This is a genomic window from Fluviicola sp., assembly GCF_039596355.1.
Classification (GTDB): Bacteria; Bacteroidota; Bacteroidia; order Flavobacteriales_D; family Crocinitomicaceae; genus Fluviicola.
The window spans coordinates 770,701-796,834 of the sequence record NZ_JBCNJW010000001.1; the positions used below are offsets into that span (position 1 = coordinate 770,701).

26 protein-coding genes are annotated in these 26,134 nt (G+C 42.5%); 23 read left to right on the top strand and 3 right to left on the bottom strand.

What is annotated here, in order from left to right:
* Positions 1 to 7: 7 nt before the first annotated feature.
* The 4 genes from ABDV94_RS03125 (at position 8) to ABDV94_RS03140 (ending at position 7,666) form a co-directional block, all read left to right on the top strand.
* Positions 8 to 2,425: a hypothetical protein gene (locus ABDV94_RS03125; RefSeq protein ID WP_343604678.1), complete on the top strand. Its 2,418-nt coding sequence runs from the start codon at positions 8 to 10 to the stop codon at positions 2,423 to 2,425.
* 188 nt (positions 2,426 to 2,613) lie between these two features.
* Positions 2,614 to 3,057, top strand: a complete 444-nt coding sequence (locus ABDV94_RS03130) for a MarR family transcriptional regulator (RefSeq protein ID WP_343604679.1) — start codon at positions 2,614 to 2,616, stop codon at positions 3,055 to 3,057.
* A gap of 276 nt (positions 3,058 to 3,333) precedes the next feature.
* Entirely contained in the window at positions 3,334 to 5,757 is a 2,424-nt protein-coding gene (locus tag ABDV94_RS03135; protein WP_343604680.1) for a TonB-dependent receptor family protein, read from the top strand.
* A 355-nt stretch (positions 5,758 to 6,112) separates the two neighbouring features.
* The gene (locus ABDV94_RS03140) at positions 6,113 to 7,666 is read left to right on the top strand and encodes a DEAD/DEAH box helicase (RefSeq protein WP_343604682.1); all 1,554 of its coding nucleotides are present in this window, start codon (positions 6,113 to 6,115) and stop codon (positions 7,664 to 7,666) included.
* A gap of 132 nt (positions 7,667 to 7,798) precedes the next feature.
* Here the strand turns inward: ABDV94_RS03140 and ABDV94_RS03145 are convergent, their stop codons facing one another.
* On the bottom strand, positions 7,799 to 8,419 hold the full coding sequence (locus ABDV94_RS03145) for a hypothetical protein (protein WP_343604684.1): 621 nt from the start codon (positions 8,417 to 8,419) through the stop codon (positions 7,799 to 7,801).
* Positions 8,420 to 8,689: 270 nt separating this feature from the next.
* On the opposite strand from ABDV94_RS03145, the gene ABDV94_RS03150 reads away from it, so the two are divergent.
* The 14 genes from ABDV94_RS03150 (at position 8,690) to ABDV94_RS03215 (ending at position 18,948) form a co-directional block, all read left to right on the top strand.
* On the top strand, positions 8,690 to 9,094 hold the full coding sequence (locus ABDV94_RS03150; protein WP_343604686.1) for a hypothetical protein: 405 nt from the start codon (positions 8,690 to 8,692) through the stop codon (positions 9,092 to 9,094).
* A 90-nt stretch (positions 9,095 to 9,184) separates the two neighbouring features.
* Positions 9,185 to 9,655, top strand: coding sequence for a hypothetical protein (locus tag ABDV94_RS03155; protein WP_343604688.1), 471 nt, complete (start codon positions 9,185 to 9,187; stop codon positions 9,653 to 9,655).
* A 134-nt stretch (positions 9,656 to 9,789) separates the two neighbouring features.
* Complete coding sequence (locus ABDV94_RS03160) at positions 9,790 to 10,137, top strand: CCC motif membrane protein (RefSeq protein ID WP_343604690.1); 348 nt, start codon at positions 9,790 to 9,792, stop codon at positions 10,135 to 10,137.
* A 24-nt stretch (positions 10,138 to 10,161) separates the two neighbouring features.
* The gene (locus tag ABDV94_RS03165; RefSeq protein ID WP_343604691.1) at positions 10,162 to 10,422 is read left to right on the top strand and encodes a DUF2752 domain-containing protein; all 261 of its coding nucleotides are present in this window, start codon (positions 10,162 to 10,164) and stop codon (positions 10,420 to 10,422) included.
* 117 nt (positions 10,423 to 10,539) lie between these two features.
* Complete coding sequence (locus ABDV94_RS03170) at positions 10,540 to 11,013, top strand: hypothetical protein (protein WP_343604693.1); 474 nt, start codon at positions 10,540 to 10,542, stop codon at positions 11,011 to 11,013.
* A gap of 189 nt (positions 11,014 to 11,202) precedes the next feature.
* Positions 11,203 to 12,885, top strand: a complete 1,683-nt coding sequence (ettA, locus tag ABDV94_RS03175) for an energy-dependent translational throttle protein EttA (protein WP_343604694.1) — start codon at positions 11,203 to 11,205, stop codon at positions 12,883 to 12,885.
* A gap of 130 nt (positions 12,886 to 13,015) precedes the next feature.
* Positions 13,016 to 13,231: a VF530 family protein gene (locus ABDV94_RS03180; RefSeq protein WP_343604695.1), complete on the top strand. Its 216-nt coding sequence runs from the start codon at positions 13,016 to 13,018 to the stop codon at positions 13,229 to 13,231.
* A 94-nt stretch (positions 13,232 to 13,325) separates the two neighbouring features.
* Positions 13,326 to 14,783, top strand: coding sequence for an aminoacyl-histidine dipeptidase (locus ABDV94_RS03185; RefSeq protein ID WP_343605349.1), 1,458 nt, complete (start codon positions 13,326 to 13,328; stop codon positions 14,781 to 14,783).
* 163 nt (positions 14,784 to 14,946) lie between these two features.
* Positions 14,947 to 16,155: a sensor histidine kinase gene (locus ABDV94_RS03190; RefSeq protein WP_343604697.1), complete on the top strand. Its 1,209-nt coding sequence runs from the start codon at positions 14,947 to 14,949 to the stop codon at positions 16,153 to 16,155.
* 9 nt (positions 16,156 to 16,164) lie between these two features.
* Positions 16,165 to 16,377 (top strand): DUF3820 family protein, encoded by a 213-nt coding sequence (locus ABDV94_RS03195; protein WP_343604699.1) that lies wholly within the window; start codon positions 16,165 to 16,167, stop codon positions 16,375 to 16,377.
* A 6-nt stretch (positions 16,378 to 16,383) separates the two neighbouring features.
* Complete coding sequence (locus tag ABDV94_RS03200) at positions 16,384 to 17,226, top strand: DnaJ domain-containing protein (RefSeq protein WP_343604701.1); 843 nt, start codon at positions 16,384 to 16,386, stop codon at positions 17,224 to 17,226.
* 47 nt (positions 17,227 to 17,273) lie between these two features.
* On the top strand, positions 17,274 to 18,047 hold the full coding sequence (locus ABDV94_RS03205; protein WP_343604702.1) for a DnaJ domain-containing protein: 774 nt from the start codon (positions 17,274 to 17,276) through the stop codon (positions 18,045 to 18,047).
* Positions 18,048 to 18,250: 203 nt separating this feature from the next.
* On the top strand, positions 18,251 to 18,439 hold the full coding sequence (locus tag ABDV94_RS03210; protein WP_343604703.1) for a hypothetical protein: 189 nt from the start codon (positions 18,251 to 18,253) through the stop codon (positions 18,437 to 18,439).
* Between the two features lie 125 nt (positions 18,440 to 18,564).
* The gene (locus ABDV94_RS03215; RefSeq protein ID WP_343604704.1) at positions 18,565 to 18,948 is read left to right on the top strand and encodes a helix-turn-helix transcriptional regulator; all 384 of its coding nucleotides are present in this window, start codon (positions 18,565 to 18,567) and stop codon (positions 18,946 to 18,948) included.
* Here the strand turns inward: ABDV94_RS03215 and mnmA are convergent.
* Positions 18,935 to 20,113: a tRNA 2-thiouridine(34) synthase MnmA gene (gene mnmA, locus ABDV94_RS03220; RefSeq protein WP_343604706.1), complete on the bottom strand. Its 1,179-nt coding sequence runs from the start codon at positions 20,111 to 20,113 to the stop codon at positions 18,935 to 18,937. The two genes, ABDV94_RS03215 and mnmA, sit on opposite strands and share 14 nt — an antisense overlap.
* A gap of 385 nt (positions 20,114 to 20,498) precedes the next feature.
* Here mnmA and ABDV94_RS03225 point away from each other — a divergent pair, with 385 nt between their 5' ends.
* Entirely contained in the window at positions 20,499 to 21,230 is a 732-nt protein-coding gene (locus ABDV94_RS03225; RefSeq protein ID WP_343604707.1) for a hypothetical protein, read from the top strand.
* A gap of 121 nt (positions 21,231 to 21,351) precedes the next feature.
* On the opposite strand, the gene ABDV94_RS03230 is transcribed toward ABDV94_RS03225, so the two are convergent.
* A complete protein-coding gene (locus ABDV94_RS03230; RefSeq protein WP_343604709.1) occupies positions 21,352 to 23,136 on the bottom strand; it encodes an ABC transporter ATP-binding protein in 1,785 nt (594 codons plus the stop codon).
* A 94-nt stretch (positions 23,137 to 23,230) separates the two neighbouring features.
* Between ABDV94_RS03230 and ABDV94_RS03235 the strand changes: the two genes are divergently transcribed.
* The 4 genes from ABDV94_RS03235 to yajC all read left to right on the top strand — a co-directional run bounded on the left by ABDV94_RS03235 (position 23,231) and on the right by yajC (position 26,099).
* On the top strand, positions 23,231 to 24,328 hold the full coding sequence (locus tag ABDV94_RS03235) for a Glu/Leu/Phe/Val dehydrogenase dimerization domain-containing protein (RefSeq protein WP_343604711.1): 1,098 nt from the start codon (positions 23,231 to 23,233) through the stop codon (positions 24,326 to 24,328).
* Between the two features lie 24 nt (positions 24,329 to 24,352).
* Entirely contained in the window at positions 24,353 to 25,300 is a 948-nt protein-coding gene (gene nusB, locus ABDV94_RS03240) for a transcription antitermination factor NusB (protein ID WP_343604713.1), read from the top strand.
* 4 nt (positions 25,301 to 25,304) lie between these two features.
* Positions 25,305 to 25,712, top strand: a complete 408-nt coding sequence (locus ABDV94_RS03245) for a DUF1573 domain-containing protein (protein WP_343604715.1) — start codon at positions 25,305 to 25,307, stop codon at positions 25,710 to 25,712.
* 111 nt (positions 25,713 to 25,823) lie between these two features.
* Positions 25,824 to 26,099: a preprotein translocase subunit YajC gene (gene yajC / locus ABDV94_RS03250; protein WP_343604716.1), complete on the top strand. Its 276-nt coding sequence runs from the start codon at positions 25,824 to 25,826 to the stop codon at positions 26,097 to 26,099.
* The last annotated feature ends 35 nt before the right edge of the window (positions 26,100 to 26,134 follow it).

Genomic DNA, 26,134 nt, shown 5'->3' on the forward strand with positions numbered 1-26,134 from the left:
TGCTCAAATGAAATTATCGTGGAAAGTACAGCATCCGGTTTCGAAAGCGTGGATTCCCTTCGGAGAAAAGGGTTCTGTGCAGGAAGCGCTGATTGCGGTAAAAGAACTTCCGGATCCTTTCGTGGGCTTGAACGAAGAAAAATTCGGATGGATCGAAAATTACCAGTGGATCCTGGAATCGGAATTTGTATTGAGTGAAGCAGAACTAAACCGGTTTGTGGATCTGGATTTCCCTTCAATCGATACTTATGCCTCTATTTTTTTGAATGGAAAATTCGTTGCGGAAACCGATAATGCCTTTGTTCATTACCATTTCGACGTAAAAGATAAAATCCGTGCAGGTTTCAATAAATTGCGTGTGGTATTTACACCACCGGTGATGTACCAGAAACCGCGGATGGCAAAAGTGGGCGTAACGCTTCCAGCACCGAATGATGTTGGGAAAACGGAAGTAGCACCTTATTGCCGTAAACCGCAGTACCAGTTTGGCTGGGATTGGTCTATGCGGATGCTCACAATGGGGTTTGTTGAACCGGTGAAGCTGGCAATATACAACAACAACTGTGTGCTGGCAGATTACATCAAAACAACTGATGTCTCGGCAAATGCTGCAACCAATGAATTTTCGATCGTCCTGGCAAAGGAAAGTTCGGAATCATTCACCTGGGAAAGTACTTTGTTTGGTACTCAGACACTAAAAAGCGAAAATAAAACCCTGAAGCGCGTTGAAACGATTCAAAATCCGAATTGGTGGTGGCCGAGAGGTCAGGGAGAAGCATTTCTATACCGCGATCACTGGATTCTGAAAAACGACCGGGGAGAAGTCATCCTCGAAAAAGATGTGCGTTTCGGAGTGAAAAAAGTGGAATTGGTTCAGGAAAAAGACCAGTGGGGAACATCGTTCAAGCTGAAAGTAAACAACCGCGTTGTGTTTTGTAAAGGTGCGGATTACATTCCGGATGATATTTTCCCTGCGCGGATTACCGATGAAAAACTGAAACTGGCTGTGCAAACCATGCTGGACTGTAATTTTAACATGGTCCGGATTTGGGGAGGTGGGTTTTACCCGAGAGAATCATTTCTTGCTGCTTGTGACGAAGGCGGTTTGATGGTTTGGCAGGATTTTATGTTCGCCTGCGCCATGTATCCGGGAACAGACGAATTTCTGGCGAATGTGAAAGAAGAAATTTCACAGCAGATTCCGCGGTTGGCTTCACATGCTTCCCTGACTTTGTTTAACGGGAACAACGAAGTGGATGTAGCCTGGAAAAATTGGGGGTTCCAAACAACTTACAGCTTATCGAAAAAGGATGAAAAACTGATCGAATCCTACTACCAGAAATTGTTTAAGGAACTGATTCCGCAAACCGTAAAGCAATTCACCAATCTGCCATACGAACATACTTCGCCGCTGAGTAACTGGGGAAATGACGAGTTCTACAACCATGGAACGCAGCATTACTGGGGTGTTTGGCACGGAAAAGACCCGATTGAAGATTTCGGACGTAAATCCGGGCGCTTCAATGCAGAATACGGTTTTCAATCCTTCCCGGAACTGGCAACGCTGGCTCCTTATATCCAATCTAGCGATTGGAAGCTGGACAGCCCGGTGATGAAAAGCCGTCAGAAGAGCTACGTGGGAAACAGCATGATTGCCAAGCATTCCGATTTGCTTTATGGAAAAACCGACAATTTTGAACGTTTTGTATACTTATCGCAACTCACACAGGCAAAGGCAGTCGGAATTGCGATTGTGGCGCATCGTACCACGTTTCCGCGTTGTACCGGGACACTTTACTGGCAGTTTAACGACTGCTGGCCCGCACCGACCTGGAGTAGCATCGATTACTTCGGAAGATGGAAAGCATTGCAGTATGAGGCGAAAAACGATTTCAAGGATGTAACGATCGCTGCGAAAATCGATACGATCGGACGAGAGAAATACGTCTTGATTTCCGACATTCCGAACGGCTATTTGTGTGAAATCGAAGCAACGGTTTACGATTTGCAGGGGAAAGTGCTCGATACCTTGAAATGCCGACAAGCGCTGGCATATCCGCATGCAACGGAACTTTTTCCGAAAGAATTACAGTTTTACCAGGGAGATGATTTTGCCGTGCGCTTCAAATGGAACGACGAACAGGGAAAGATCAATGAACGCTTATTCGTACATCAGTTATTTCCGTCCAAACCACTCGTTGGTGTGAGCCCGAAAGTTGAAATCGAATTGCTGGATTTCAAAGCCGGAAAAGGTGTGTTTACTGTTGAAAATGAAACCATTTTGCTTGATTTCTGGTTCACATCCAAAGAAGGAAAGGTGCTGATGGACAAGAATTTTGTTCATCTGTTGCCTGGAAAACACCGTTTTGAGTTCTCATTCGAGGGAAAATTGAGTCCGGAAGACTTTGTGTGGTATTGCCATTAGCATGCATTCAAATTGAATCATTGGTACTTGTTGAATACATAAAATCCTGTATTTACGGGTGTTTTTCAGCTTACAAGTTCCACTTTCGATTAAATTTCTGCCGTCTGTCATTTTAGAGATTAAAATTAAATAAGAAAAATTAACTTTGCAGAGTTTGTAAATATTACCCCGGTAATTAATTTTGTAACATGGAAATAGGCCAAGTCATCCAATCGAAATTCAAAAACTCTAAGCACAAAGCTGTGGTAAATCTTCGTTATACTGCAAATCACCTGGGAAATATTCAAAATTCCTACATGGCAAAATTCGATTTGTCCATGCCGCAATTCAACATTCTGCGCATTTTGCGGGGAGCACAGGACGCAATCAGTGTGAACAGCGTCAAAGACCGGATGGTTGAAAAATCTCCGAACACAACCCGTTTAATGGATAAACTGATCGACAAAGGACTGATGGAGCGTGTGCGCTGCGAATCAGACCGGAGAGTCGTTTATGTTTCTATTACCGAAGCGGGATTAGATGTGCTCAGGCAGATTGACGAAGATGATCAGTCTCAGCTTGATTTTACAGGTAACCTGACGGAAGAGGAAGCGGAATTATTGAGTAATCTCCTGGATAAATTACGTGGTTAGGTCCCGCTGTATGCAAGCGTTTTATTCTGAATTAAATTTGCCAAATTGCGAACGGGATTAATTAATGCTTGAATGATTTATGCTTAAATAGTTGTTATTCAGGTGTTTGTAAATCATTACTGATTTACTTTTTTTACTTCAGGAACCCGGTTCAACTTTCATTTACTCCATCCTCCTCCTGGATTTTTAAAACATTTCTTAACATAGTTTTGGGATAAACGGCTACCTGCTCTGGGGTAATTGCGTTATTTTTGCATCCCATTCGACATCCTGATTATGCGCTTTACGCTTCTTACATTCTTTTTACTCATTGGTATTCTTACATTCTCTCAGGCACCCGATGCTACGGGATCCATCGATGGAAAAGTACTCGATTCCATCACCAAAACACCGCTGGAATACACCATGGTCCGTATTTTTAGTGCGAAAGATTCGTTGGTTGTAACCGGAATCTATACGGATGAAAACGGATCATTTGTACTGGAAGAAGTGAAATTCGGAAACTACTACCTGGTTGTTTCCAATCCGGATTACAAAGACAAGAAGATTTCCAACATTGTCCTTTCAGCAACTAAACCCCTGCGGAAAATGGGGAATATTTCACTTGTTGGACTTGGTAAAGAACTGGACGAAGTGGTCATTCAGCAGGATAAGAACCCGATGCAGATCGGAATTGAAAAGAAAATCTACAACGTAGGAGATGACGTTGCAAGTACGGGAGGAAACGTAACCGACGTATTGAATAACGTTCCTTCAGTTGAAGTGGACCAGGATGGAGGAATTTCCCTGCGCGGTGATGCGAATGTGACTATTCTGATCGACGGAAAGCCGAGTAATATGACCGGAGGAAACGGGAAAAGCGTACTGGAAGGAATTCCGGCGAGCAGCATCGAACGCATTGAGATTGTTACCAATCCTTCGGCAAAATATGACCCGGACGGAACTTCGGGGATCATCAACATCGTGTTGAAGAAGAATGCGAAGAAAGGAATCAACGGAAACGTGGCGGCATCTGCCGGAACAGGAAATCTCTACACCGGATCGCTGGGACTGAACGTGCGGAATACGCGTTTCAATTTGTACGGGAATTACGCTTATTCCTACCGGGATGGTTACCGCAACAATTTCTCGGATTTGAACCAGTACTTCGGCGATACAACGAGCAGTTTAAACCAACGCAGATATGGTGGGGATTTGAACATCACCCATACGGCAAAAGTTGGGATGGATGTGTACATCAAAGACCGGAACACGCTTTCCTGGAGTATTGCCGGGAATTTTGGCGACCGGGATCGTACCGGAAATCAGATTAATACGCGCTACAACAACTTCGGAGATACATCAGCCGTGTGGCAGCGCGATTCAAGAGAACCCAACCAGAGTCAGAACGTAGATTTTGCACTCGGATATAAATGGGATTTCAAAGACGATAAGGGATCGTTGGATTTCAATGCCTACCAATCGTTGTCGAAAGGCGGTGATCAGGGCTTCTACCAGCAATATTTTATTTATCCCACGGATTCGACAACTTCCGATCAGCGTTTGTATAGCCGCGAATCAAATGATTATACGACGTTTTCATTAGATTACATCCGCATGTTCAAATCCCGTTTCCGGGTAGAAAGCGGTTTGAAGATGATCCAGCGGAATATGGGGCTTCGATCCAACTCCGAATCGTTGAATGCATCCGGAATTTACGTTCCCGACACTTTTTCGACCTATAACTACAAATACCTCGAAAGCATTTACTCAGCATACGGAATTGTAGGCGGACAATACAAAAAACTCAAATACCAGGCCGGATTGCGCATGGAATACAGCATCCAGGCTCCAAACCTGATTTCGACCAACCAAAGCTTCCGGAACGAATATTTCAATTTCTTTCCTTCGGCGACAGTACGCTACGAAGTGGCCAAGTCGACTGAATTGTCTTTGGGATACAGCCGCCGTATCAACCGCCCGAATTCCGGGAATTTGAACCCGTTTACATCGTATTCGGATCCGTATAACCTGCGAAGCGGAAACCCGGCATTGCGTCCGGAGTATATTCATTCCATCGACCTGGGGTTGGATTACAATACCAAGAAGTTCATTTTTACATTTGCGCTTTACCAGCGTTATACGAATAATGTGATCCAGCGCGTGAAGATTTTCTACCCGAATGGAACTTCCAACGGAACATTTGCAAATATTGATCGTTCCATCAGTTCGGGTGGGGAAATCGTGATGCAGATCAAACCATACCCGATCTGGAGAAACATGCTTTCATTCAATGGAAATTACATTACGTACAGGGATAACAGCCCTTCTGTAAACTGGAACCGCGAAGGATTTGTGTTCGGAATGAAATTCAGTTCAACCGTTGATTTACTGAAGAAAACACTGACGTTGCAGATCAACGGAAGATACAGTGCACCTTCCGTTACTGCGCAGGGAATGATGAAACCGAGAGGGTCTGTTGACTTTTCGGCAGATAAGTCGCTTCTGGATGGCAAATGGGGAATCGGCTTGCGCGTGACGGATATTTTCAACACGCAGGGATTCTACTTTGAGGTGGACCAGGCGAATGTTTTTCAGTCAACCCAGTTTAAATGGGAGACCAGAAGGTTGATCGTTAGTATTCGTTATCGATTTGGAAAAACCGAATTTAAAGAGGATAAACGTGCTAACGATAATGGAGGCGGAGGTCTTGATTATTAGGCTTTCTTGATAGATACGGGTTGTACAGGGTAGTGAATCCCCAACTGAATCAAACCTTTGTCAAAACTCTTTGCGCTGTTTCCTTTTTTTTCTTTGATGATTTTTGTTTTCATGACGCTTGTTTTATTGAAGTTACTCAATTAATATGCCATTTCTGTCTCATATTGATTGAAACGTTTTCACTACTGATTTTAGTGTATGACATACTAATTGACTTAAAAACGAGTTACAGAAACATGTGGATTTCAACAAAAGCATAAAAAAGTACCATTTAAATAAAATTATGAGAATATTTAAGGGTACTGTTGGGAAATCCTTAAAAGAAGCGTACTTTTGTAACCCCTTTTTTTAACAAATGATCGACGAAGAGCTGTTTCAGGCAAAAAAATTATATCCGTTTCAGGAAAAAACTGTCAAAGCAATTATAGACGAATTAGATAAGAACGGATCTGATTTTAACTTACTATTCCAATTACCTACCGGAGGTGGGAAAACGGTTATATTCTCCGAAGTTGCTAAAAGTTACATTGACCGCTATCAGAAGAAAGTATTGATCCTGACGCACCGCATTGAGCTTTCGGTTCAAACTTCCAAGCAGTTAAATGCAATTGGCATTCCCAGTAAGGTAATTTCCAGTGATGTGAAGAATCTGATTGATGAGGATCACTATCCGTGTTATATCGCGATGGTAGAAACGTTGAATAACCGTTTGCAGGAAAATGAAAATTTTGTCGACGGTGTAGGATTGGTCATTGTCGATGAAGCGCACTACAATAGTTTCAGAAAGATTTTCCAGTATTATTCCGGGGCGCATATCCTGGGGGTTACAGCAACACCGCTGAGCTCCAACAAGGCTTTGCCGCTGAATGATCATTACAATAAACTCCTGGTAGGAGAGAGCATCTCATCGCTGATTCAGAGCGGGTATCTTTCTGACGCAGAAACATTTACATACGATGTGAATCTCCACGGACTGAAAATCGGAACAAACGGCGACTTTACGGTCAGCTCTTCCGAAACGGTTTACGGAAACTATTTCATGCAGGAAAAATTACTTTTTGCATACGAGGAAGTCGCTGTAGGTGATAAAACATTGATTTTTAACTCCGGTATCGAAACATCGCTCCGGGTAGAAGAGACCTTTAAAAAGAGAGGGTATAAAATCCGTCACCTGGATTCCACCTTCTCTGATAAAGACCGGAAAGACGTCTTGCATTGGTTCAAAACAACCAAAGATGCAATCTTAACTTCCGTAGGGATTTTGACTACCGGTTTCGATGAACCGACGGTAGAAACAATCATTTTGAATCGTGCAACCCGCTCATTGACATTGTATCACCAGATGATCGGTCGCGGATCGCGCCGTTTGCCGAATAAATCAAACTTCAAGCTGATTGATTTAGGAAATAACGTGCGTCGTTTCGGACTGTGGCAGGATTACATCAACTGGCAGGATGCTTTCCGTTTCCCGGATCGTTTCCTGGAATCGCGCCTGAGCGAAGATGATGATCTGGAGTTTGAAGTTGAATTCGAATTTCCGCGCCACATGGAGCAGTTGGTTGATACGAGCTTTTTGGAAAGCTTCAGTATCCGCGACGTGTACTATGATTGCCTGGATAAAGGTGAGAAGGGGAAACTGGCGGTTGATCTGTCACTGACGAATCACTGCGAAGGAATCGTGCGTAAAACCAAAGACCTGGATGATGCCATTCAGATTGTGGACGCGTTGCAGGATCACATCGAGCACCGTTTGAAAGCGTACACGAAATGTATCGCGAAAAGTACTCCGAATTACTTCAAATACCTGATGGAAACGTATAACCGTCAGTTACGCCAGGAAATCCGGATGAAATTTGACGAGATGGAAATGGAAGCCGAAGAGAAAGAAAGAGAAGCGGGCTCCAATTAATAGTCAGAGATACTTCTCAAGAAATAAAGAATCTGTCTGTATGTTCGCAATATCGTAAACATGCAGACAGATTTTTGCTTTTATCCCTTTTTGCTGACCCGGATGAATTCTGCCGGGTGTATCAAGCATGCATTAATAGTTAATCAGTAACTCCGTGGTGTCGAAAGGAACAGTAGTCACTTGCAGTGTACCGTTATTGGTTGTTCCCTGCACATCATAATAAATCTGGTAGGTGCTGTTCCCGTTGTTGATACAGTAAACAGATTCATCGGTTGCATACTGGAGCTGGATTTCACCGGTCGGACAACATTCCGTACAGCCGTTTTTTCCAACTTGCTTGAAATACTTAATGATTTTGGTTCCATCGCTCACAAAATGCAGTTTCACCCATGATTTTGCATACATCCCGAAGTTGAAAGCATTGTCATCATCGAGCGATAAATCTTCCAGCGTAGCGGTTGCACCGTCGGAAAAGTAATTGTCTTTCGTAATAGATATAATAATACTTTGGTATTTTTCCCGTTTCAATTCATAGCTGTAATTCCCGCTGGCATCGGTTGTGAGGGTTGCGAGTGTGGTTCCGGTTGAGTTGGTTGTCGAAGTCGCTTTAATAACAACTTGTGCTCCTGAAAGCGGTGCACTTAATGAATAATCGTAAACCGTTCCTTTGATTTGGTAGCTTAAGTCCTTCTTTTTGCATGAGTTAGATCCAATTAGTACCAGAAGGGCGAAGAGAAAAGTTATTTTGCGCATGACTTTGTCTAATAATTAACAAATTAAGTTATTTCACTACTTTTTAATCACATTGTTTGACCGCGAATATTGTTAACAAACGCGCGGATATCAAAATTTTGGGACTTGTTTTTCTATCGTTCAAAACTTTGGAAACCCCGATGTATCTGAGCTGCGCGAGTTTATCAACTAAAATTATTGGATAAAAAAATATTCACTTTTTTTAACAAAATGGCTCAATCTAGAAATAAAGATATTATTTTCGCCGTGTAACTCAAAATTTATATAATTATGTCAGAAAATTTAGACGCAACATCTGCAGCTAAGCCACAAGGAAAAGGAATGGCAATTACAGGATTCGTTCTTGCCGTAGTAGGTTTGGTTCTTTGTTCATGGATTGCAGTTATCGCTGCAGCTGCTATCGTTTTAGGAGGTAGCCCTTGGATCATGTACTTATGGTTGGTAATGTGTATCGTAAGTATTATTCTTTCTGTAATGGGAATGTCCAAATTGAAGAAAACAGGTGGTAAAAGAGGTATTGGTATTGCAGGTATGGTCGTAGGGATCGTTGCAACTGTATACTCTTTGATCCTGACTTTAGGTTTGGGAGCAGCAGCAGCAGCATCTGGTGATATGTCAGATCAAATGAAAGATGCTTTGCAGAAAGAAATGCAAAAAGAATTGGATAAAATGTAATTTGCATTTTAAACGATATTGTTTAAATCCCCGGTTTTTTTGCCGGGGATTTTTTTATACTTTCGGTTCTGGTAAAATCTAAATCGCGCAATGGAAAACTGGAAAACAGAAGAATCCGTAGACAGCCTGGAGATTCAGCTGAGTAACAAACGGTCGATCCTTTTATTGGTTATCTGCATCCTCACATGGGTAGGATCACTTTACTCCTTTGTAATGATGCTCATAACTTCTTTTACGGCTTCTGCGATTACCAGGGTGTTCCAGGACGGTTCTTTTGCTACCACCTACTGGTACTTTATCCTGGGAACCCTTGGCCCGATCCTGTGTTCGCTCGGAGCACTTTTCATGTTCCGTTTGAAGCGCTGGGGATTCTGGATTTACTGCCTGGGAGAAATTCCACCGGTTATTTATTCTGTCTACACGATGCTGGCTTTAACCAAATCCTGGGGTGGCGGTATGTTTTTCGGCATTCTTGCCAACCTGTTTCCGATGGCGTTTATCGTGATGTATGCTATTGAAATGGGCAAATTGTCGCGAAAGCCCGTTTCTACTGATTTTTAGCCTTCACCGGAAACCATAGATTCGAAATCACGCGGATTTACCGGTAATCCAATGCACAATTGAGTAAATAGGGATTATTCATTGAAATAATTTGTGCATTTTTGTCTTCTTTAAAATTTAATACCTACTTATTTATGTCTGATTTAGATGTTTTAGACGTTGGGAATTCCAACAATTCACCCGCAGCTGTTCCAAACGCTACTGCTTGTCTGGTTTTGGGAATTATTTCAATTGCCACATGCTGGTTGTATGCATTGCCGGGACTTATTTGTGGAATCATTGCGTTGGTCTTGCACCAGAAGGATAAAAAGATCTATTTTTCCAACAGGGAGAAATACGAACAATCATTCAAAACTTCAAAAGCAGGATTTGTTTGTGGAATCGTAGGATTGTCCCTTTCTGCTTTGATGTTGATCTATTTGATCATTGTATTTAGCTTTTTGGCAAGTGTAGCAGGAGCAGGAGGATTCTCCAGATTTTAATCGTTCGCTCGTCTTTTCAATACGATGTTGGATTGTGCCTGGAAACGGACTACGGGGCTGGATTGTCCGGGATGTGGAATGCAGCGCTCCTTTGATCAGTTGATTCATGGGAATCTGACTGAGAGCCTGTATCTGTTCCCGGCCTTGCTACCGTTGATCTTCCTGGTACTTTACGCTGGTTTGCATCTCATCAATCCCCAAAAGTTTCCGGCCAAAGGCATTGTGGTCTCGGTTTCGATAGTCGGCATACTGATGATCGGGAACTGGATTTTTAAGATGATTTAGTTGACGTGGCAGGGGAAACAGCTGTAATTCATTTGTAAATCAATAAAATATCGTGAAAATGAGAATCAACTGAGTTTTATTTTTATTTTCACAAATGAATTTTTAAAGTAACTACTTATGTTTGGAGCAGCCCTTGCCATGTTCATGATTATTTTACTTGTTGCTCTTGCAATAGGAATCGTAATCGCCGTATTCTATTTAAAAAACCTGCAGGACTTGTTGAATGAATGTGATCCTGTAAATCAGCAGATGCCGCCGGTGAATGTGTGGCTGATGTTTATTCCATTGTTCAACATTGTTTATGCATTTATCATGTATCCGAAAATTTCGGAGACGCTCAGAAGAGAATTTGAATACCGGAATGCACCTCAGGAAGGAGACTACCTGAAGAACCTGGGGATGGCTATGGCGATCCTGGGAGTAGTTGGTTTGGTTCCTGTTCAGGCGATCAAAGGAGTAGTCGGATTGGGAAGTTTGGTGATTTTCATCATTTACTGGGTAAAATCAGCTGAAATGAAAAACAAGCTGCGTTCACTTCCGAAAACAAGCAGCGGAGTACGACTATCCGATAACGCGGATTTACTGGATTAATGACCTCAATCAGTCTTTGATGCTGATTCATTTCGTGCCGTTTCTGGTAAAAACAGAGCGATTTGATCGAACAATGATAACTATTTCAAAAAGGTTCCGGAATTCCGGAACCTTTTTTGTTTTATGCAGATCCTTTTAGATCAATTTTACTAACGGAATGTTATCTTTGTTTTTCATAAAAAATGAAGCATGTCAGACGATAAAAAGATCATATTCTCGATGGTTGGAGTTTCCAAAGTGACTCCACAGGGAAAACAAATCATTAAAAATATTTACCTGTCGTTTTTTTACGGTGCGAAAATCGGGATTATCGGTTTGAACGGTTCCGGTAAATCGACCGTGATGAAAATCATTGCCGGACTCGATAAATCGTATCAGGGAGACGTGGTTTTTTCGCCGGGATATTCTGTGGGCTACCTGCCACAGGAGCCGGAACTGGATCCGAAGAAAACCGTGAAGGAAGTAGTCATGGAAGGTGTTCAGGAAATCGTTGATATTCTGAAAGAATACGAAGAAATCAATGCTGCCTTCATGGACGAAGAAGTCTTGAATGATCCGGATAAAATGGATAAATTGATCGCGCGTCAGGGAGTGGTTCAGGATAAAATCGATGCCGTTGATGCATGGGAACTGGACAACAAGCTGGATCGTGCAATGGACGCTTTGCGCTGTCCGCCGGATGATCAGTTGATTGAAACACTTTCCGGAGGGGAGAAACGCCGGGTGGCTTTGTGTCGTTTGTTGTTGCAGAATCCGGATATCCTGTTGCTCGATGAGCCTACCAACCACCTCGATGCTGAGTCAATCGACTGGTTGGAGCAGCACTTACAGCAATACAAAGGAACAGTGATCGCTGTAACGCACGACCGTTACTTCCTGGATAATGTTGCGGGATGGATTTTGGAGCTGGACCGTGGAGAAGGAATTCCGTGGAAAGGAAACTACTCTTCCTGGTTGGAACAAAAAGGAAACCGTTTGAAAGAAGAAGAAAAAACGGAATCCAAACGCCAGAAAATGCTTGCGCGTGAGTTGGAGTGGGTACGTATGAACCCTAAGGGACGTCACGCGAAGAACAAAGCCCGTATTCAGAACTACGACAAAATGATGTCGGAGGAAATGAAAGACAAAGAAGTGAAATTGGAAATTCCGATTCCGAATGGTCCGCGTTTAGGAAACAATGTCATCGATGCGGAACACGTCATGAAAGCATTCGGAGACAAATTGCTGTATGATGATTTGAACTTCAAACTTCCTCCGGCAGGAATTGTCGGGATTATCGGGCCGAACGGTGCGGGTAAAACGACGATCTTCAAAATGATCATGGATGAACTGCAGCCGGACAAAGGAACCTTTTCAATCGGTGAAACGGTGAAGATTGGTTATGTAGATCAAACACACAAAGATATTTCTCCGGAAAAAACAGTATTTGAAGTTATCGGAGGCGGAAACGAATTCATCGAAATCGGGAACCAGAAATTCAATGCACGTGCTTACCTGTCGAAATTCAATTTTGCAGGTTCTGACCAGAGTAAGAAAGTCGGAATCCTTTCCGGAGGAGAGCGTAACCGTCTGCACCTGGCGATGACCCTGATGACGGAAGCAAACGTATTGTTGCTTGATGAGCCTACGAACGACATCGACGTGAACACACTGCGTGCACTGGAAGAGGGAATCGAAAGCTTTGCAGGATGTGCGGTAGTGATTTCCCACGACCGTTGGTTCCTGGATCGTATTTGTACACATATCCTGGCATTCGAAGGAGATTCACAGGTCGTTTGGTTTGAAGGATCCTACTCCGAATACGAGGAAAACAAACGCAAGCGTCTTGGAGACGCTGCTCCGAAGCGAATTAAGTATCGTAAACTGGTTTAGAAATATAGAGGAGATATTGGAATTCTTCCCCCTTTGAAGGGGGAGCGAGGGGGATGGTAAATTCTGCCCCCTCCTTAGTCCTCCCTCAAGGGAGGAAACACAAATACTTCTCAATTTTCAATTTGAAAAAATGGATCCTCTGCACGGAATAACACTGGAGCGAATAGTCACTGAACTGGTGGACGAATTCGGTTTTGAACGATTGGGACAACTGATTCCGATCAATTGCTTCATACATGAACCGAGCGTGAAATCCAGTCTGAAATTTTTGCGCAAAACCCCGTGGGCGAGAGCCAAAGTAGAAGATCTCTATATCAACAGGATTGTAAACATTCGAAACAGTTAGTTTAATTCCAAATTCCAGGTTACGAATGAGGAATTCAGATATCTAAAATAAAACTTAGAGTGTCTAATTTGTAATTAGGCATTCATAATTTGTAATTAAAAAGATGGTAAGAAATTTAGAACCAAATGCATTGTGGAATCACTTTGCAGATTTGAATGAAGTGCCGAGAGCGTCGAAGAAAGAAGAGCGTGTAATTGCTTTTATGATGGAATTCGGAAAATCATTAGGTCTCGAAACCATTCAGGATCATATTGGTAATGTGGTGATTAAAAAGCCTGCAACGGCCGGGATGGAAAACCGGCAAACCATTGTGATGCAATCACATTTGGATATGGTTCACCAGAAAAATTCCGAAACGATCTTTGATTTTGACGAACAGGGAATTGACATGATTGTTGACGGTGATTGGGTACGTGCAAACGGAACAACCCTGGGAGCCGATAACGGAATCGGGGTGGCGACCATTATGGCGATCCTGAAATCGACTGATATTGCGCATCCGGCTATTGAAGCCTTGTTTACCATTGACGAAGAAACCGGGATGACCGGAGCTTTGCAGGTAGATGCTTCAAATATCAGCGGAACCATTTTGCTGAACCTCGACACGGAAGATGATGACGAATTGTCAATCGGATGTGCCGGTGGAATTGATACCAATACTACAGCGGAAATTACCTATGAAGATTTACCGAATAACTATTTGTGTATCGAGATTCGTTTGCGCGGTTTATTGGGTGGTCACTCCGGGATGGATATCCACCTGGGAAGAGGAAATGCCAATAAATGGATGAACCGCTTCCTGCATCATGTGATGTCGGTGGTCGATGTGCGTTTGTGTTCTCTTGACGGAGGAAGTCTTCGAAATGCGATTCCACGTGAAAGCACAGCTGTGATTGCTATTTCGAAAGATGAAAAAACACAGTTTCACCAGGCGGCAGAAGAAATCATTGCGCAAATCAAAGCAGAGTTTCATACGATTGAGCAGGATGCAAGTTGGACAGTATCTGAAACTGCTGATTTAAGTAGAGTAGTAAAACATGTTGATTTCGAGCGGATTGTTAATTCGATTTATGCCGTTCATAACGGTGTTTTCCGGATGAGTCCTTCTATCCCCGGATTGGTGGAAGCTTCTTCCAGTTTAGCGAAAGTAACGGTCGGAGACGGCAAATTTACAACACAATCCTTACAGCGAAGCTCTGTTGATTCATCTAAAATGGATGTGGCAAATACGATTCGTGCCGCATTTGAGAGTGTTGGAGTTGCTGTGGTTCAAAATGGCGAGTACCCGGGCTGGGAACCGAATGCGGATTCTGCGATTTTGAACATCATGGCCGATCTGTACCGGGAAAAATTCAATGCGGAACCGAATATCAAGGCATGTCACGCCGGATTGGAATGTGGAATCCTTGGAAAACACTTCCCGGGTATGGATATGATCTCATTCGGACCAAATATTCGCGGTGCACACTCGCCGGACGAATGTGTGCAGATTTCATCTGTTCAGAAATTCTGGGATTACCTGCTGGAGGTGTTGAAACGCATTCCAGCCTGAGATTTCCAAAAAGGATTTAGTTCCTGGAAATAGTGGTTTTGGTGCGTTTTTCAACGGTTGATCGGGAAATATCGTTAATATTTAACGCGTGCTGAGACTTCTTTTTTGAATTTCAGATGTGGAAACCAGGATTTTGTGTTTATTTGCCGTCATAACTTATAGCATGGCTAAACTCGAGCGTGACTTTATTGATTTTCATGAGAAGATTAAATACAAGTTGGTGAAACACTTGTGCATTTTTTTCGTCATTCTCATGTCGATCGTGGCAATTGTTAATTTTTCCAATAGAAATTTCAGTGCTACGCCTAATGTCTGCGCTGTAGTCATGTGTTTGCTGGCACTTGTTTTCCTGAATTACACCAAAAACTACAAACTGGTTGCCAAAATCTGTTCGATTGCATCGTTCGGGATTATTTCGGGTTCTTTCCTGTTTCTGAAAGCAACGCATTACCTTACTCCGATGTGGATGGTTGTGAACATCATGTTTACGTTCTTTATTCTGGGGAAGAAATGGGGTGTTTCCCTGCTGGTCTGTCACTTTCTGTTGTTGTTCTATTACCTGATTTACTTTCACGAAGCGAATATTTTACGTGTAGAATCCTTTTCAGGGAATGACATTGCGACATTTATTACCGAATATTCGATTGTAGGATTTGCAATTGGTTATTTGTTGAATCTGTACATTCTCACAACCAGGTATTCCGAAAAAGAACTGCAGGAAAACAACGATATCCTGATCGAGCAGAACAAGATCATTTCCAAGCAGAATTCCGAAATGGAGGTAATGCTCCGCGAAATTCACCACCGGGTGAAGAACAACCTTCAGATTATCACGAGCTTACTTCGGTTACAGGCCAATAGCGGGCATGTGGACAGCCATGATTTCTACCAGGAAGCAATCGATCGGGTGACGGCGATGGCGATCATTCACGAAAAAATGTATCAGTCTGGATCTTTGTCGAAGTTTGACCTCGAAAAGTATTTGAATTCTCTGGTGAACAGTTTGCTGCTGAGTTATTCCATTGAGCGGAAACCCGATTTCGAAATTGAAGTGGAAGTAGCAGATATGAAGTCGAAAAGCATCGTTCCGCTGGCGCTTTTGATCAACGAGCTCCTGCTGAATTCCTTGAAACACGCCTTTCCGCAGCAGGAAAACCCGAAGATTGTGATTCGCTTAACAGAATTTGAACCTGCTCAGTCGGTTCGTTTTCAATTGTACTACAGCGATAATGGAACCTGGGCTGAAAATTCGGTTGCATCTTTCGGAACAGAGATTATCCAGGCAATGTCGGAACAACTTGAAGGGGAATTTGAGTTGAAAACATCTGATTTGGGGACGGAATATGTCTTCAATCTGGCGAATTTGAGCTAAATTCACCCTATGGATGAACATCAATTGGTTGTACTGGCAAGGACCAAAATGCCCTTCGGAAAATACAAGGACAGATACCTGATCCACCTACCTGAAAATTACCTGGTCTGGTTTAAGCAAAACGGTTACCCACCGGGGAAGCTGGGGCAACAACTGGAATTGGTTTATGAAATCAAAATGAACGGATTGGAACACCTGATTTATCCGCTAATGCCTAAATAGTAATACATGATCTGGTCTTTTTTACTGGAAATTCCGGTTGAACATTTGGATGGATATGCGCTCGCCGAACGCGAGATGGAGCGCCAGAAACTGATCGAGATGATCATTGGTTTTACGATTACTGCCATGATCATGTCCGTTCCGACCTACTGGCTGATCCGGTACACGTGCTCTAAGATCAAGCGGGAATTTCGCTTCAAGACCAAATTCAACCAGTACAATCACGTCGATGCCTTGATTTTATTGAGTATGAATGTCCTGAGAACACACCCGGATTGTTTCCGGGAAAAATGCGCCTATCTGAAGGAATACATCGTCTATCTTTACCCTGAAAATGATTCTTTTCATGAATCGATTAAAATGGCTTATGAAGATGTTTACCATTCGGAGTCGATTGTGCGCTGGCTGAATCGTTTTCAGGATGCGGATCAGCGCAGAAACACCGTACGTTTTCTTATTCATATGGCGGCTCAGGACGGAGTGATTGCTCACAGGGAAGAAGCAGAGCTTTTCCGGATCATCGATTCTTTTGAACTGACACGTCCGGAATGGGCTGAGCTGATTGCTAACATTAACCAGGAATTTGCAAACCGGCAGAATCGCTGGCGTAAAACAAATCCGAAGGCGGAAAGTTATAGCGAAGACATCCAGGATAGAGCTTTGATTTATTTTGAAGTAAAACGGGAATCAATCGATGAGCAGTTACTGAGAGAAAAATACCGTAGATTAGTGAAGGAGTATCACCCGGACAGGCATCCGGATGCAACTCCGGAAGAACGGAAGGAATTCGAACTGAAATTCCAGGAATTGCAGTTGTATTATGAAGAATTGCTCAAATTATTGCAGTAAGTGGCTTGCATTGAAGGTTATGAAACTGGTTTATTAATGTTGACTTGATGAATGTGTTGCTGATGATATTGGGGGTGGGAATGTTCCTGTTTTTAGCGCTTCTTCTCAGGAGGCACCGATTAGACACGAAAGAACGTAAAATCAGTTCTGAATTGGTGTTGAAACGGAGTTTTCAACCTCCTGCCGGAAAGAAAAATGAAAAAACGGTCTTCCAGATTTATGTATTACTTGCTGCCTGGATGATGCGTAAAAATTCATTGAATTCATTTGAAAAACAATCATTTGTAGTTGTTTATTTAAATCAACAATTTAAGGTTGATTCGCTTGAAATTGCAAACGAATTAAGTTTGGTTAACGAAACCTCCATTCATGTCAGAAGTGTTGCAAACTGGATTGTCCGGCAAATGACAGAAACACAGGAGCGCGCTGATTTAATTGATTTTCTGGTCGACCTGGTGTTTGTGGATGGCGACATGATTGACCGGGAATTCACGGCTTTGATCCGTTTAGGTGAATTGATCGGTGTGCGTTCGATATATATTGAAAATAAAGTCATTGAGTTTCGTAAACGGATTTTCGGACAGGCCAATCATTCCAGGTTGCATGAGATTGCGAATGGAGGAACCCGTCGTAAATTTGCCCTGGCAATCCTGGATTTAAGTTCAGACGCTACGGATGAAGCGATTAAAAAGCAGTACCGTACACTGGTGAAGAAGTATCATCCGGATCGGAATCCGGATCTTTCAGAGGAGGAGCAGGCTGAAAATGCACAACGTTTTTTAGAGGTGCAAGATGCATATGAAGAGCTGATTTCCAATTAATTTCATTTTTTTTAGTACATATGTGATAAAATTATTTTTATTACTTAATTTATTGTTTTTCAATTGTTTGATGGTGATTAATTGACTTGGTTATTTAATAAAAACAGGGTAACTGAGTATTTTTTTTAATTTATTTTGTAACCTAATATAGAATAGTGGCGTAAACGGGATCAGAATTGAATCGCATTTAAGTTTTACATAATATGGAAAGTACGATGATAAATAACGCAATAAGCCTGGCGAAAAATAAACTGGCACGTCACAAAGCTATGGGAAAGAATAGTAATCTGACAATTGTTGAAGTAGCTGAATTGATGGACTTAGTTACATTTGGACCGAATTTACCCCAGGTTAAAAAAAGCATGCTTTTCTTTGGCTATAGCTCAAATTAAGAGAGGAAAAATAGATAAAGTGGAAAGGGTTGCCTACTGGCGGCCCTTTTTTGTGTTTAGTTGTGTTACAAATGTGAATATTGATAGGTTTTAAAATGTAAACTATAAAGATTACATTTGTAATTATGGAGGTTAAGGATCGTTTGAGAATGATAATGGATTCGCACAAATTGAATGCGGGTTCGTTTGCTGATAAAATCGGCGTGCAGCGCTCCAATGTAAGTCATGTGCTGAGTGGCAGGAATAAGCCGAGTTTTGATTTCATGGAGAAGCTTTTGCTTGCTTTTCCGCGTGTTTCTGCTGAGTGGTTGTTTACGGGGCGGCAGTCTTCTTCTGTTAAAGATGTTCCGGAGCTGGATTCGGTGGGAGAAAACAGGGTAGTGGAAGTGGTTTCAGGGGTGCAGGAGCAAAAAAAATCCGCCCGGAACCGGACGGATAAGAAGATTGTAAAAACATTGGTTCTCTACGAAGACTTCACGTTTGATGTGTTTCTTCCTAATGAGAAATGATTCCGGATCCGACCAGTTCTTCGTTTAAATAAAGAGCTGCAAACTGTCCCGGAGCTATTCCGCGTTGTTTCTGATCAAATAAGATGTAGAAACCGCTTTCAAGCCGTGTAAGGATTCCTTTTTGCAAGGGCTGGCGGTAACGGATTCTGATCGAAAACGTTCTTTCGTCGCCAATATTCATTTCATACAACGGGTTCACCCAGTGCATTTCACTTGTTTCAATTTTCAAAGCCCACTTGTTTAATCCCGGGTGCTCGTCTTTCTGTCCGGAATACACGGTGTTTGTTTCTGTATCAATCCCGATGACAAATGACGGATTTGGTCTTCCGCCGATGTGAAGCCCTTTTCGTTGTCCGATGGTATAATAATGCGCACCAATATGTTTTTCCACTTCCGTTCCCATGCCCGGAGAGTAGATGAATTCCTTACTTAGTTCTACCACGTGGTTCAAATCAACCGGAATCGAAGCGTATGCTTTGAATTGGTCTTCATCTTCATTGATTTCCACAATGTTTCCGTGTTTAACTTGAAGTTTTTGTTGAAGAAATTCCGGAAGGGAAATTTTCCCTACAAAGCACAATCCCTGTGAGTCTTTCTTATCTGCAGTAACCAGCCCGATTTCTTTCGCAATGGCTCTGACTTCTGCCTTTTGAAGGTTTCCGATCGGGAAGAGGGCTTTGGAGAGCTGTTCCTGGGATAATTGGCACAGGAAGTAAGATTGATCCTTATTTGGATCCAATCCCGCCAGCAAGTGGTGAACGCCGTCTTCAGTTGTTGTTTTCCGGCAGTAATGACCGGTTGCCACGTAATCAGCACCCAGATCAAGTGCTGCCTTCAAAAACACGTCGAATTTAATTTCCCTGTTGCAAAGCACATCCGGGTTGGGAGTTCTTCCTGCTTCGTATTCCGCAAACATATAATCTACGATGCGTTCCTTGTATTCTTTACTTAAATCCAATACCTGGAAAGGAATTCCCAGGTGTTCGGCTACTAAAAGCGCGTCATTACTGTCGTCAATCCACGGACAGTCGTTGGAGAGTGTTACGCTTTCATCGTGCCAGTTGCGCATAAAAAGACCGATTACTTCATAACCTTCCTGTTGCAGCAAATATGCGCTGACACTGGAATCTACTCCGCCTGATAAGCCTACGACTACTCTTTTCATGTTGCAAATTTACGAACTTTTGAGGTGTGCTTATGGAAATTCAATTTCTTTCGAAAAATTAACAGTTACAAAAGTGAATAAATGAAGTTTACATTTGTATTCACATTTGTTGCGGTGTAAATAGATTTGTACAAACGAATACTGTCTGTTTTCCTTTGCGCTCTTTGTTTCTTTGCGTTCAATAATAATGGTATGGTGTTTTAAATACAAACGCTAAGGTGAAAAGGATGCAAAGATGAGTGCGAATACTCATTCAAAAAGTTCGAACAAACTGAATATTTTCTTTCTGTGTAATCAGCGATATTCGCGGGAGAGCCAGGGAAGTTGGATTCTAAATAATCGTTAATGGAATTAAAACCCTGAAAAAAAGTCATATTTTCGTTTCATGAAACTGATTGTTCCAATCTTATTGCTTTTGTCTGGTATGACTTATGGACAAAAGCCCTGCAACAAAGTCTGGCTAAAAGGAAAAGTAGAAGATACTTTAAACAGGCACGCTTTTTTGAACCTGATGGTGGTGAACACAACTACAGGTGAAGGTGTTTTTGGTCAGCCTAACGGAACTTTCGGCGTCTATGTAGGAAACAATGACTCGATTATTTTGTCGGTAAAAGGATACGAACGCTATGGCTTCCGGGTTGTGGGAGATTCATCCTGTCATTTTGATGTATATGCTGCCGTAGAACGCAAAGCGCGCCAGATTGAAGAAGTGGTGATCCGTCCATTGAAGTCTATTCAGCAAATTAAAGAAGAGCGTGCGGATCTGGCGCTGCGTGAAACGCGAACCATTGCGGGAATTGAAGCCTTTCAAAGTCCGATCACGGCATTGTACCAGCGCTTTTCCAAAAGAGAGCAGTCGAAAGCCATTGTAGCGCAGAAAGAATACGAGGATAAGAAAGTGGAGATCGTCCAGGAATTACTGCGTCTCTACGTATCTTACGATATTATCAAACTGGATTCGGACGATTTTGTGGATTTTGTGCATTTTATGGCGATGGACGAGGATTTCCTCAAAACAGCATCGGACATGGAACTGGTAACATTCATCAAGGATAAGCTGGAGCATTACCTGTTACTGCATCCGGAGAAAGAGACGAGGTATCAGCAACAGAAATAGGCTGAAAAAATCGAACTAAAAGACGGATAGACATAGCTTGTCCCGCCATTGCGGGATGTCTATTTGCCCGGCAGGAATCAGCGATTCATGCGATTTTTCTTTCCCCCTCTCGTTTTCTTCGTCATTCCTCCAACATATCCAGGTTCGTTTCCTCGATCAATTGCTTTTCATACATTTCCCGGTAATGGCTGTCGCGCCCGAGTAATTCCTCCGGTGTACCTTCCTCCAGGATTTTTCCGTCATCCAGAACCAGGATGTAATCTGAGTTGCGAAGACTGGAAATCCGGTGACTCACGATTACGGAAGTTGTTTGATTTTCTACGTTCAGCTTCTTGAGATTGCGTAAAATGATTTCTTCCGTTTCGGTGTCTACCGCCGATAAACAATCGTCTAACAACAAAATCTGGGGCTTGCGAATCAGTGCACGTGCAATGCTCACACGTTGTTTTTGTCCACCGGAAAGATTCACGCCGCGTTCACCCAGGAGTGTTTCAAATTTTTCAGGAAAAGCCTCAATGTTGTGTAATACGTGCGCATTTTTAGCTGCATCACGGATTTCTTCCAGGGACACATGTTCCATATCCAATGCTCCGAAAGCAATGTTGTTTTTGATCGTGTCGGAGAACAGGAACACATCTTGCGGAACAACCGAAATCTGTTTCCGGTATGCATCTAAGTTGATTGAAGCCAATGCTTCCTTATTATACAACACTTTTCCGGCAGAAGGATCCAGCTGGCGTACGATCAGTTGGAGCAGCGTCGATTTTCCGGAGCCGGTTTTCCCGATGATTCCTAACGATTCGCCGCGTTTCAATGTGAAATTGATATTGGAAAGTACATCCGGAAGGTCTTGTTTGTAACGGAAAGACATGTTTTCAAAACGAATTTCTTCAAATGCTTCAACAGGTCGTTCAGTCGTGTTTTTGATTTCCGGTTCCGTTTTCAGGAATTCATTGATACGTTCCTGGGAGGCCGCTGCACGTTGAATAATACTCGTTACCCAGCCCACACTCGCAAACGGCCAGGTGAGGTTGTAGATAATCAGGATAATTGTCAGGATTTCTCCGGTTGTAACTGTGCCTTGGTACGTGAAAAGACCGCCGATATAAATGCTCAGCAAAGTACTTGTCCCGATCAATAAGGAAATAGTCGGCATGAAAAGCGCATTGGTACGAACCAAACGCATTGTTTTCTTCAGGTAAGCCTGTGAACTCTCTTCGAAATTCCCGCGGGCATGACGTTCCTGGATGTAAGCCTTGATCACGCGGATTCCGGAGAATGTTTCCTGCCCGAGTGTACTCAATCGGGATTGTTCCTGCTGTACGTCTTTGCTAAGTTTGTTCATGCGGCTTGAAACCAGGTAAATGAGAACAGCCATCACCGGAAGCGGAACCAACGCATAAAAAGTCAATTCGGCATTGATCTTCAACATCTGGTATAAGTTGAAAGGGAAGAGTACAATCAGGTTTACGGTGTACATGATTCCCGGCCCGAGGTATTGCCGTACCTGGGAAACATCCTCGGAAATACGGTTCATTAAATCTCCTGTAGACTGACTTTTATAGAATTTGTAATCGAGTTCCTGGTACTTCTCGTAAATCTCGTTTTTCAGGTCGAACTCAATGTAGCGCGACATCACGATGATCGTCTGCCGGGTCAGGAACAGGAAAAATCCCTTAATAATGTTAAAAAGGATAATCATCCCGGCGAGGGTGAGCGCCGTCCAGAACAAGGTCTTCCCGTTGAAAATCGTTTCCTTGTTTCCTTTCAGAATGTCAGTGGTTTCACCGATAATAACGGGAATCTTTGCTCCGAAGTAATTGTTGATGACAATGAAAAGAATCCCGAGGAGCAAACGCCAGCGGTATTTGTAGAAATATTTGTTTAAATAGCTTAGAGACTTCATCCGATAAATTTCCTATTTTTGCGAGCGCTATTGCGATTTTGTTCGAAATACAAAATTAGCCATTCGCATTGAAATAAAAGATTAAAACTCGCGTATGTTTGAAGTAAAAGAAGTCAAAGATTTAAATCTGGCTGAAAACCCCGTTATTTCTCAAATGAGTATGTATGGCCACGAGCAGTTGTTGTTTTGCAACGACACTGATACCGGCCTGAAAGCAATTATTGCTGTGCATAATACTGTTCTCGGACCTGCATTGGGTGGAACACGTATGTGGATGTATAACAATGAAATGGAAGCTCTGAACGACGTATTGCGTCTGTCAAGAGGTATGACATATAAGAATGCAATTTCCGGGTTGAATTTAGGTGGAGGAAAAGCAGTAATCATCGGCGATTCCCGTTCGATGAAATCAGAAGCTTTGTTCCGTCGTTTCGGGAAGTTTGTGAACTCCCTGGCTGGAAAATATATTACAGCAGAAGATGTGGGTATTTCACCTGCAGATATGGTACTGGTTTCAATGGAAACAAAACATGTAGTTGGTCTTCCCGGAAAAAGCGGTGATCCGTCTCCGGTAACAGCTTACGGGGTATACATGGGAATGAAAGCGTGTGCAAGCCAGCAGTTCGGTTCTGATTCATTGTCCGGAAAGAAAGTGGCAGTGCAAGGTGTTGGTCACGTAGGAGAATACCTGGTAAAACACCTGGTTTCAGAAGGTGCTGACGTTACTGTAACAGATATTCACGAAGAAACCTTGAAGCGCGTTGCAAGCCAGTACGGAGTGAAAGTGGTTGGTCTGGATGAAATCTATGACGTACCGATGGATATTTACGCTCCTTGTGCTTTGGGTGCAACTGTTAACGATAATACCATTGACCGTTTGAAGTGTTCTATCATTGCCGGAGCTGCAAACAACCAGCTGGCAAACGAAAAAGTACACGGACAATTGGTGAAAGATAAAGGAATCATTTACGCTCCTGACTTTGCTTTGAACGCAGGTGGTGTGATCAATTGCTATTCAGAGGTGGCAAACCTGCCGCTGGAATGGTCCATGAAAAAAGCGGAAGACATTTACACCACAATCGGAAACATCGTTTCCCGTTCAAGTGCAGAAGGAGTTCCGACTTACCAGATCGCGAACAAAATGGCGGAAGAGCGTATTGAGTCTATCGGTAAAGTTAAATTACCACTTTAATAAAAGATAGGAGAGTCATTACGAATGCTGAACAGAAGACATTTACGTATTAAGGTTTTACAAGCTCTTTATGCTTATTTCCAGGGAGATGAAGAGAGTATAAAGAAAACAGAGAACGAATTGATGCTTGCGGTAGACCGCATTTACGATTTGTATTTGTATTTATTGCTGACTTTCGGGGAACTGAAAGAAATTGCAGAACACCGTATCGAAGAAAACAAAAAGAAGATCCGTCCGAAAGAGGAAGATCTGAATCCGAACCGCAAATTTGTGGATTCAGCGGTGATTCAATTGCTGCAGGACAGTTATTCATTGCGTGAAGCATCCGAAGACCGATCTGTGAACTGGATTGGTGACGATCACCGCGAAATGTTCCGCAAAATCTTCCTCCAGATGAGAGAAAGCGAAACGTATTTCTCGTACATGAACAATGGTTTGACTGGTTTTGAGGACGACAAGAACTTCATGATCAACCTGTTCAAGGCCGAGATTGCAAACTCTCCGCTGGTTTACCATTTCTTCGAGGAAAAAAGCATTCATTGGCTGGATGATATCGATTTGGCGTGCCAGATGGTCATCAAATCCATCAAAGCAATGGAAGAAGGTGAGAAGTTTGTCGCTATGCCGTTGTATAAGGACAAAGAAGACGAGCAGGAATTTTTGCGCACGCTTTTGCGCAAAACCATTTCGATGGACTCTGAGAACCTGAAGCTGATTGATGAAATGACCGACAACTGGGAATTGGAGCGTATTGCGAAAATGGATATCCTGTTGTTAAAAATGGCTGTTACAGAGTTGCAGGTCTTCAAAAATATTCCGAAGAAAGTGACTTTGAACGAATACATTGAGATTTCCAAATTCTATTCAACTCCGAAAAGTCATGGATTTATCAACGGAATCCTGGATAAAGCCGTTGATAGATTGGTAAAAGATGGAAAAATTTCTAAACTCGGAAGAGGTTTAATGGATTAATGTTATGAAAAAAATCATGTTTTTGGCCCCGGTAGTCGGGATGGCCTTATCGCTGTTAACAGCTTGTGGATCTGATTCTCCTTCAGAAGTTGTCGGATATAAAACAACCATGAAAATACAAAGCGTATTCAATGCTGGGAAAATTGCCAGAGGAGAAGTAATCCACGCAAAATTTACGGTTGAAAATACGGGAGACCACCCGCTGGTGATGTCTGATGTATCCGGATCATGTTCTTGTACGGTTGCAGACTGGAGCAAAGACCCGATTCTTCCGGGAGAAAAAGGCTATGTAAAAGCAGACGTGAAAACAGAATCGTTTTCCGAAGGACCTGTAACCAGAAGCGTGACCATTTTGTCTAATACGACTCCTCCAAGTACGAAAGTGGTTATTGAGGCAAATATTATCAAGTAAGAAAAGGTTCAAATGTTCAAAATGTCTGATTGTTCAAAGTGATTGAACTTTATACTGTTTTGAACTCATTGAACCAGTAGTTTAGTAATAGTTAAATAAAAATAGAGAGTTATGCAAATTATAATGCTCGTATTGATGCTGGTGGTGTTTTATTTCTTTTTAATTCGCCCGCAGCAGAAGAAGCAAAAAGAACTGAAAGCTTTTCGTGAAAACCTGAAACAAGGTGACAAAGTAGTTACAATCGGTGGAATCCATGGAAAAATCCTGGAAATTACTGATACAACTGTTTTGATTAGTTCTGAAGGGACTAAATTGCGTTTTGAGAAATCTGCTATTTCGACTGCAGTAGCGGATAACCTGGCACAAGGAACAGGGTTGAATCCGTAATCAGATAAGAAACCAAATAAAAAAGCCGGGAATAA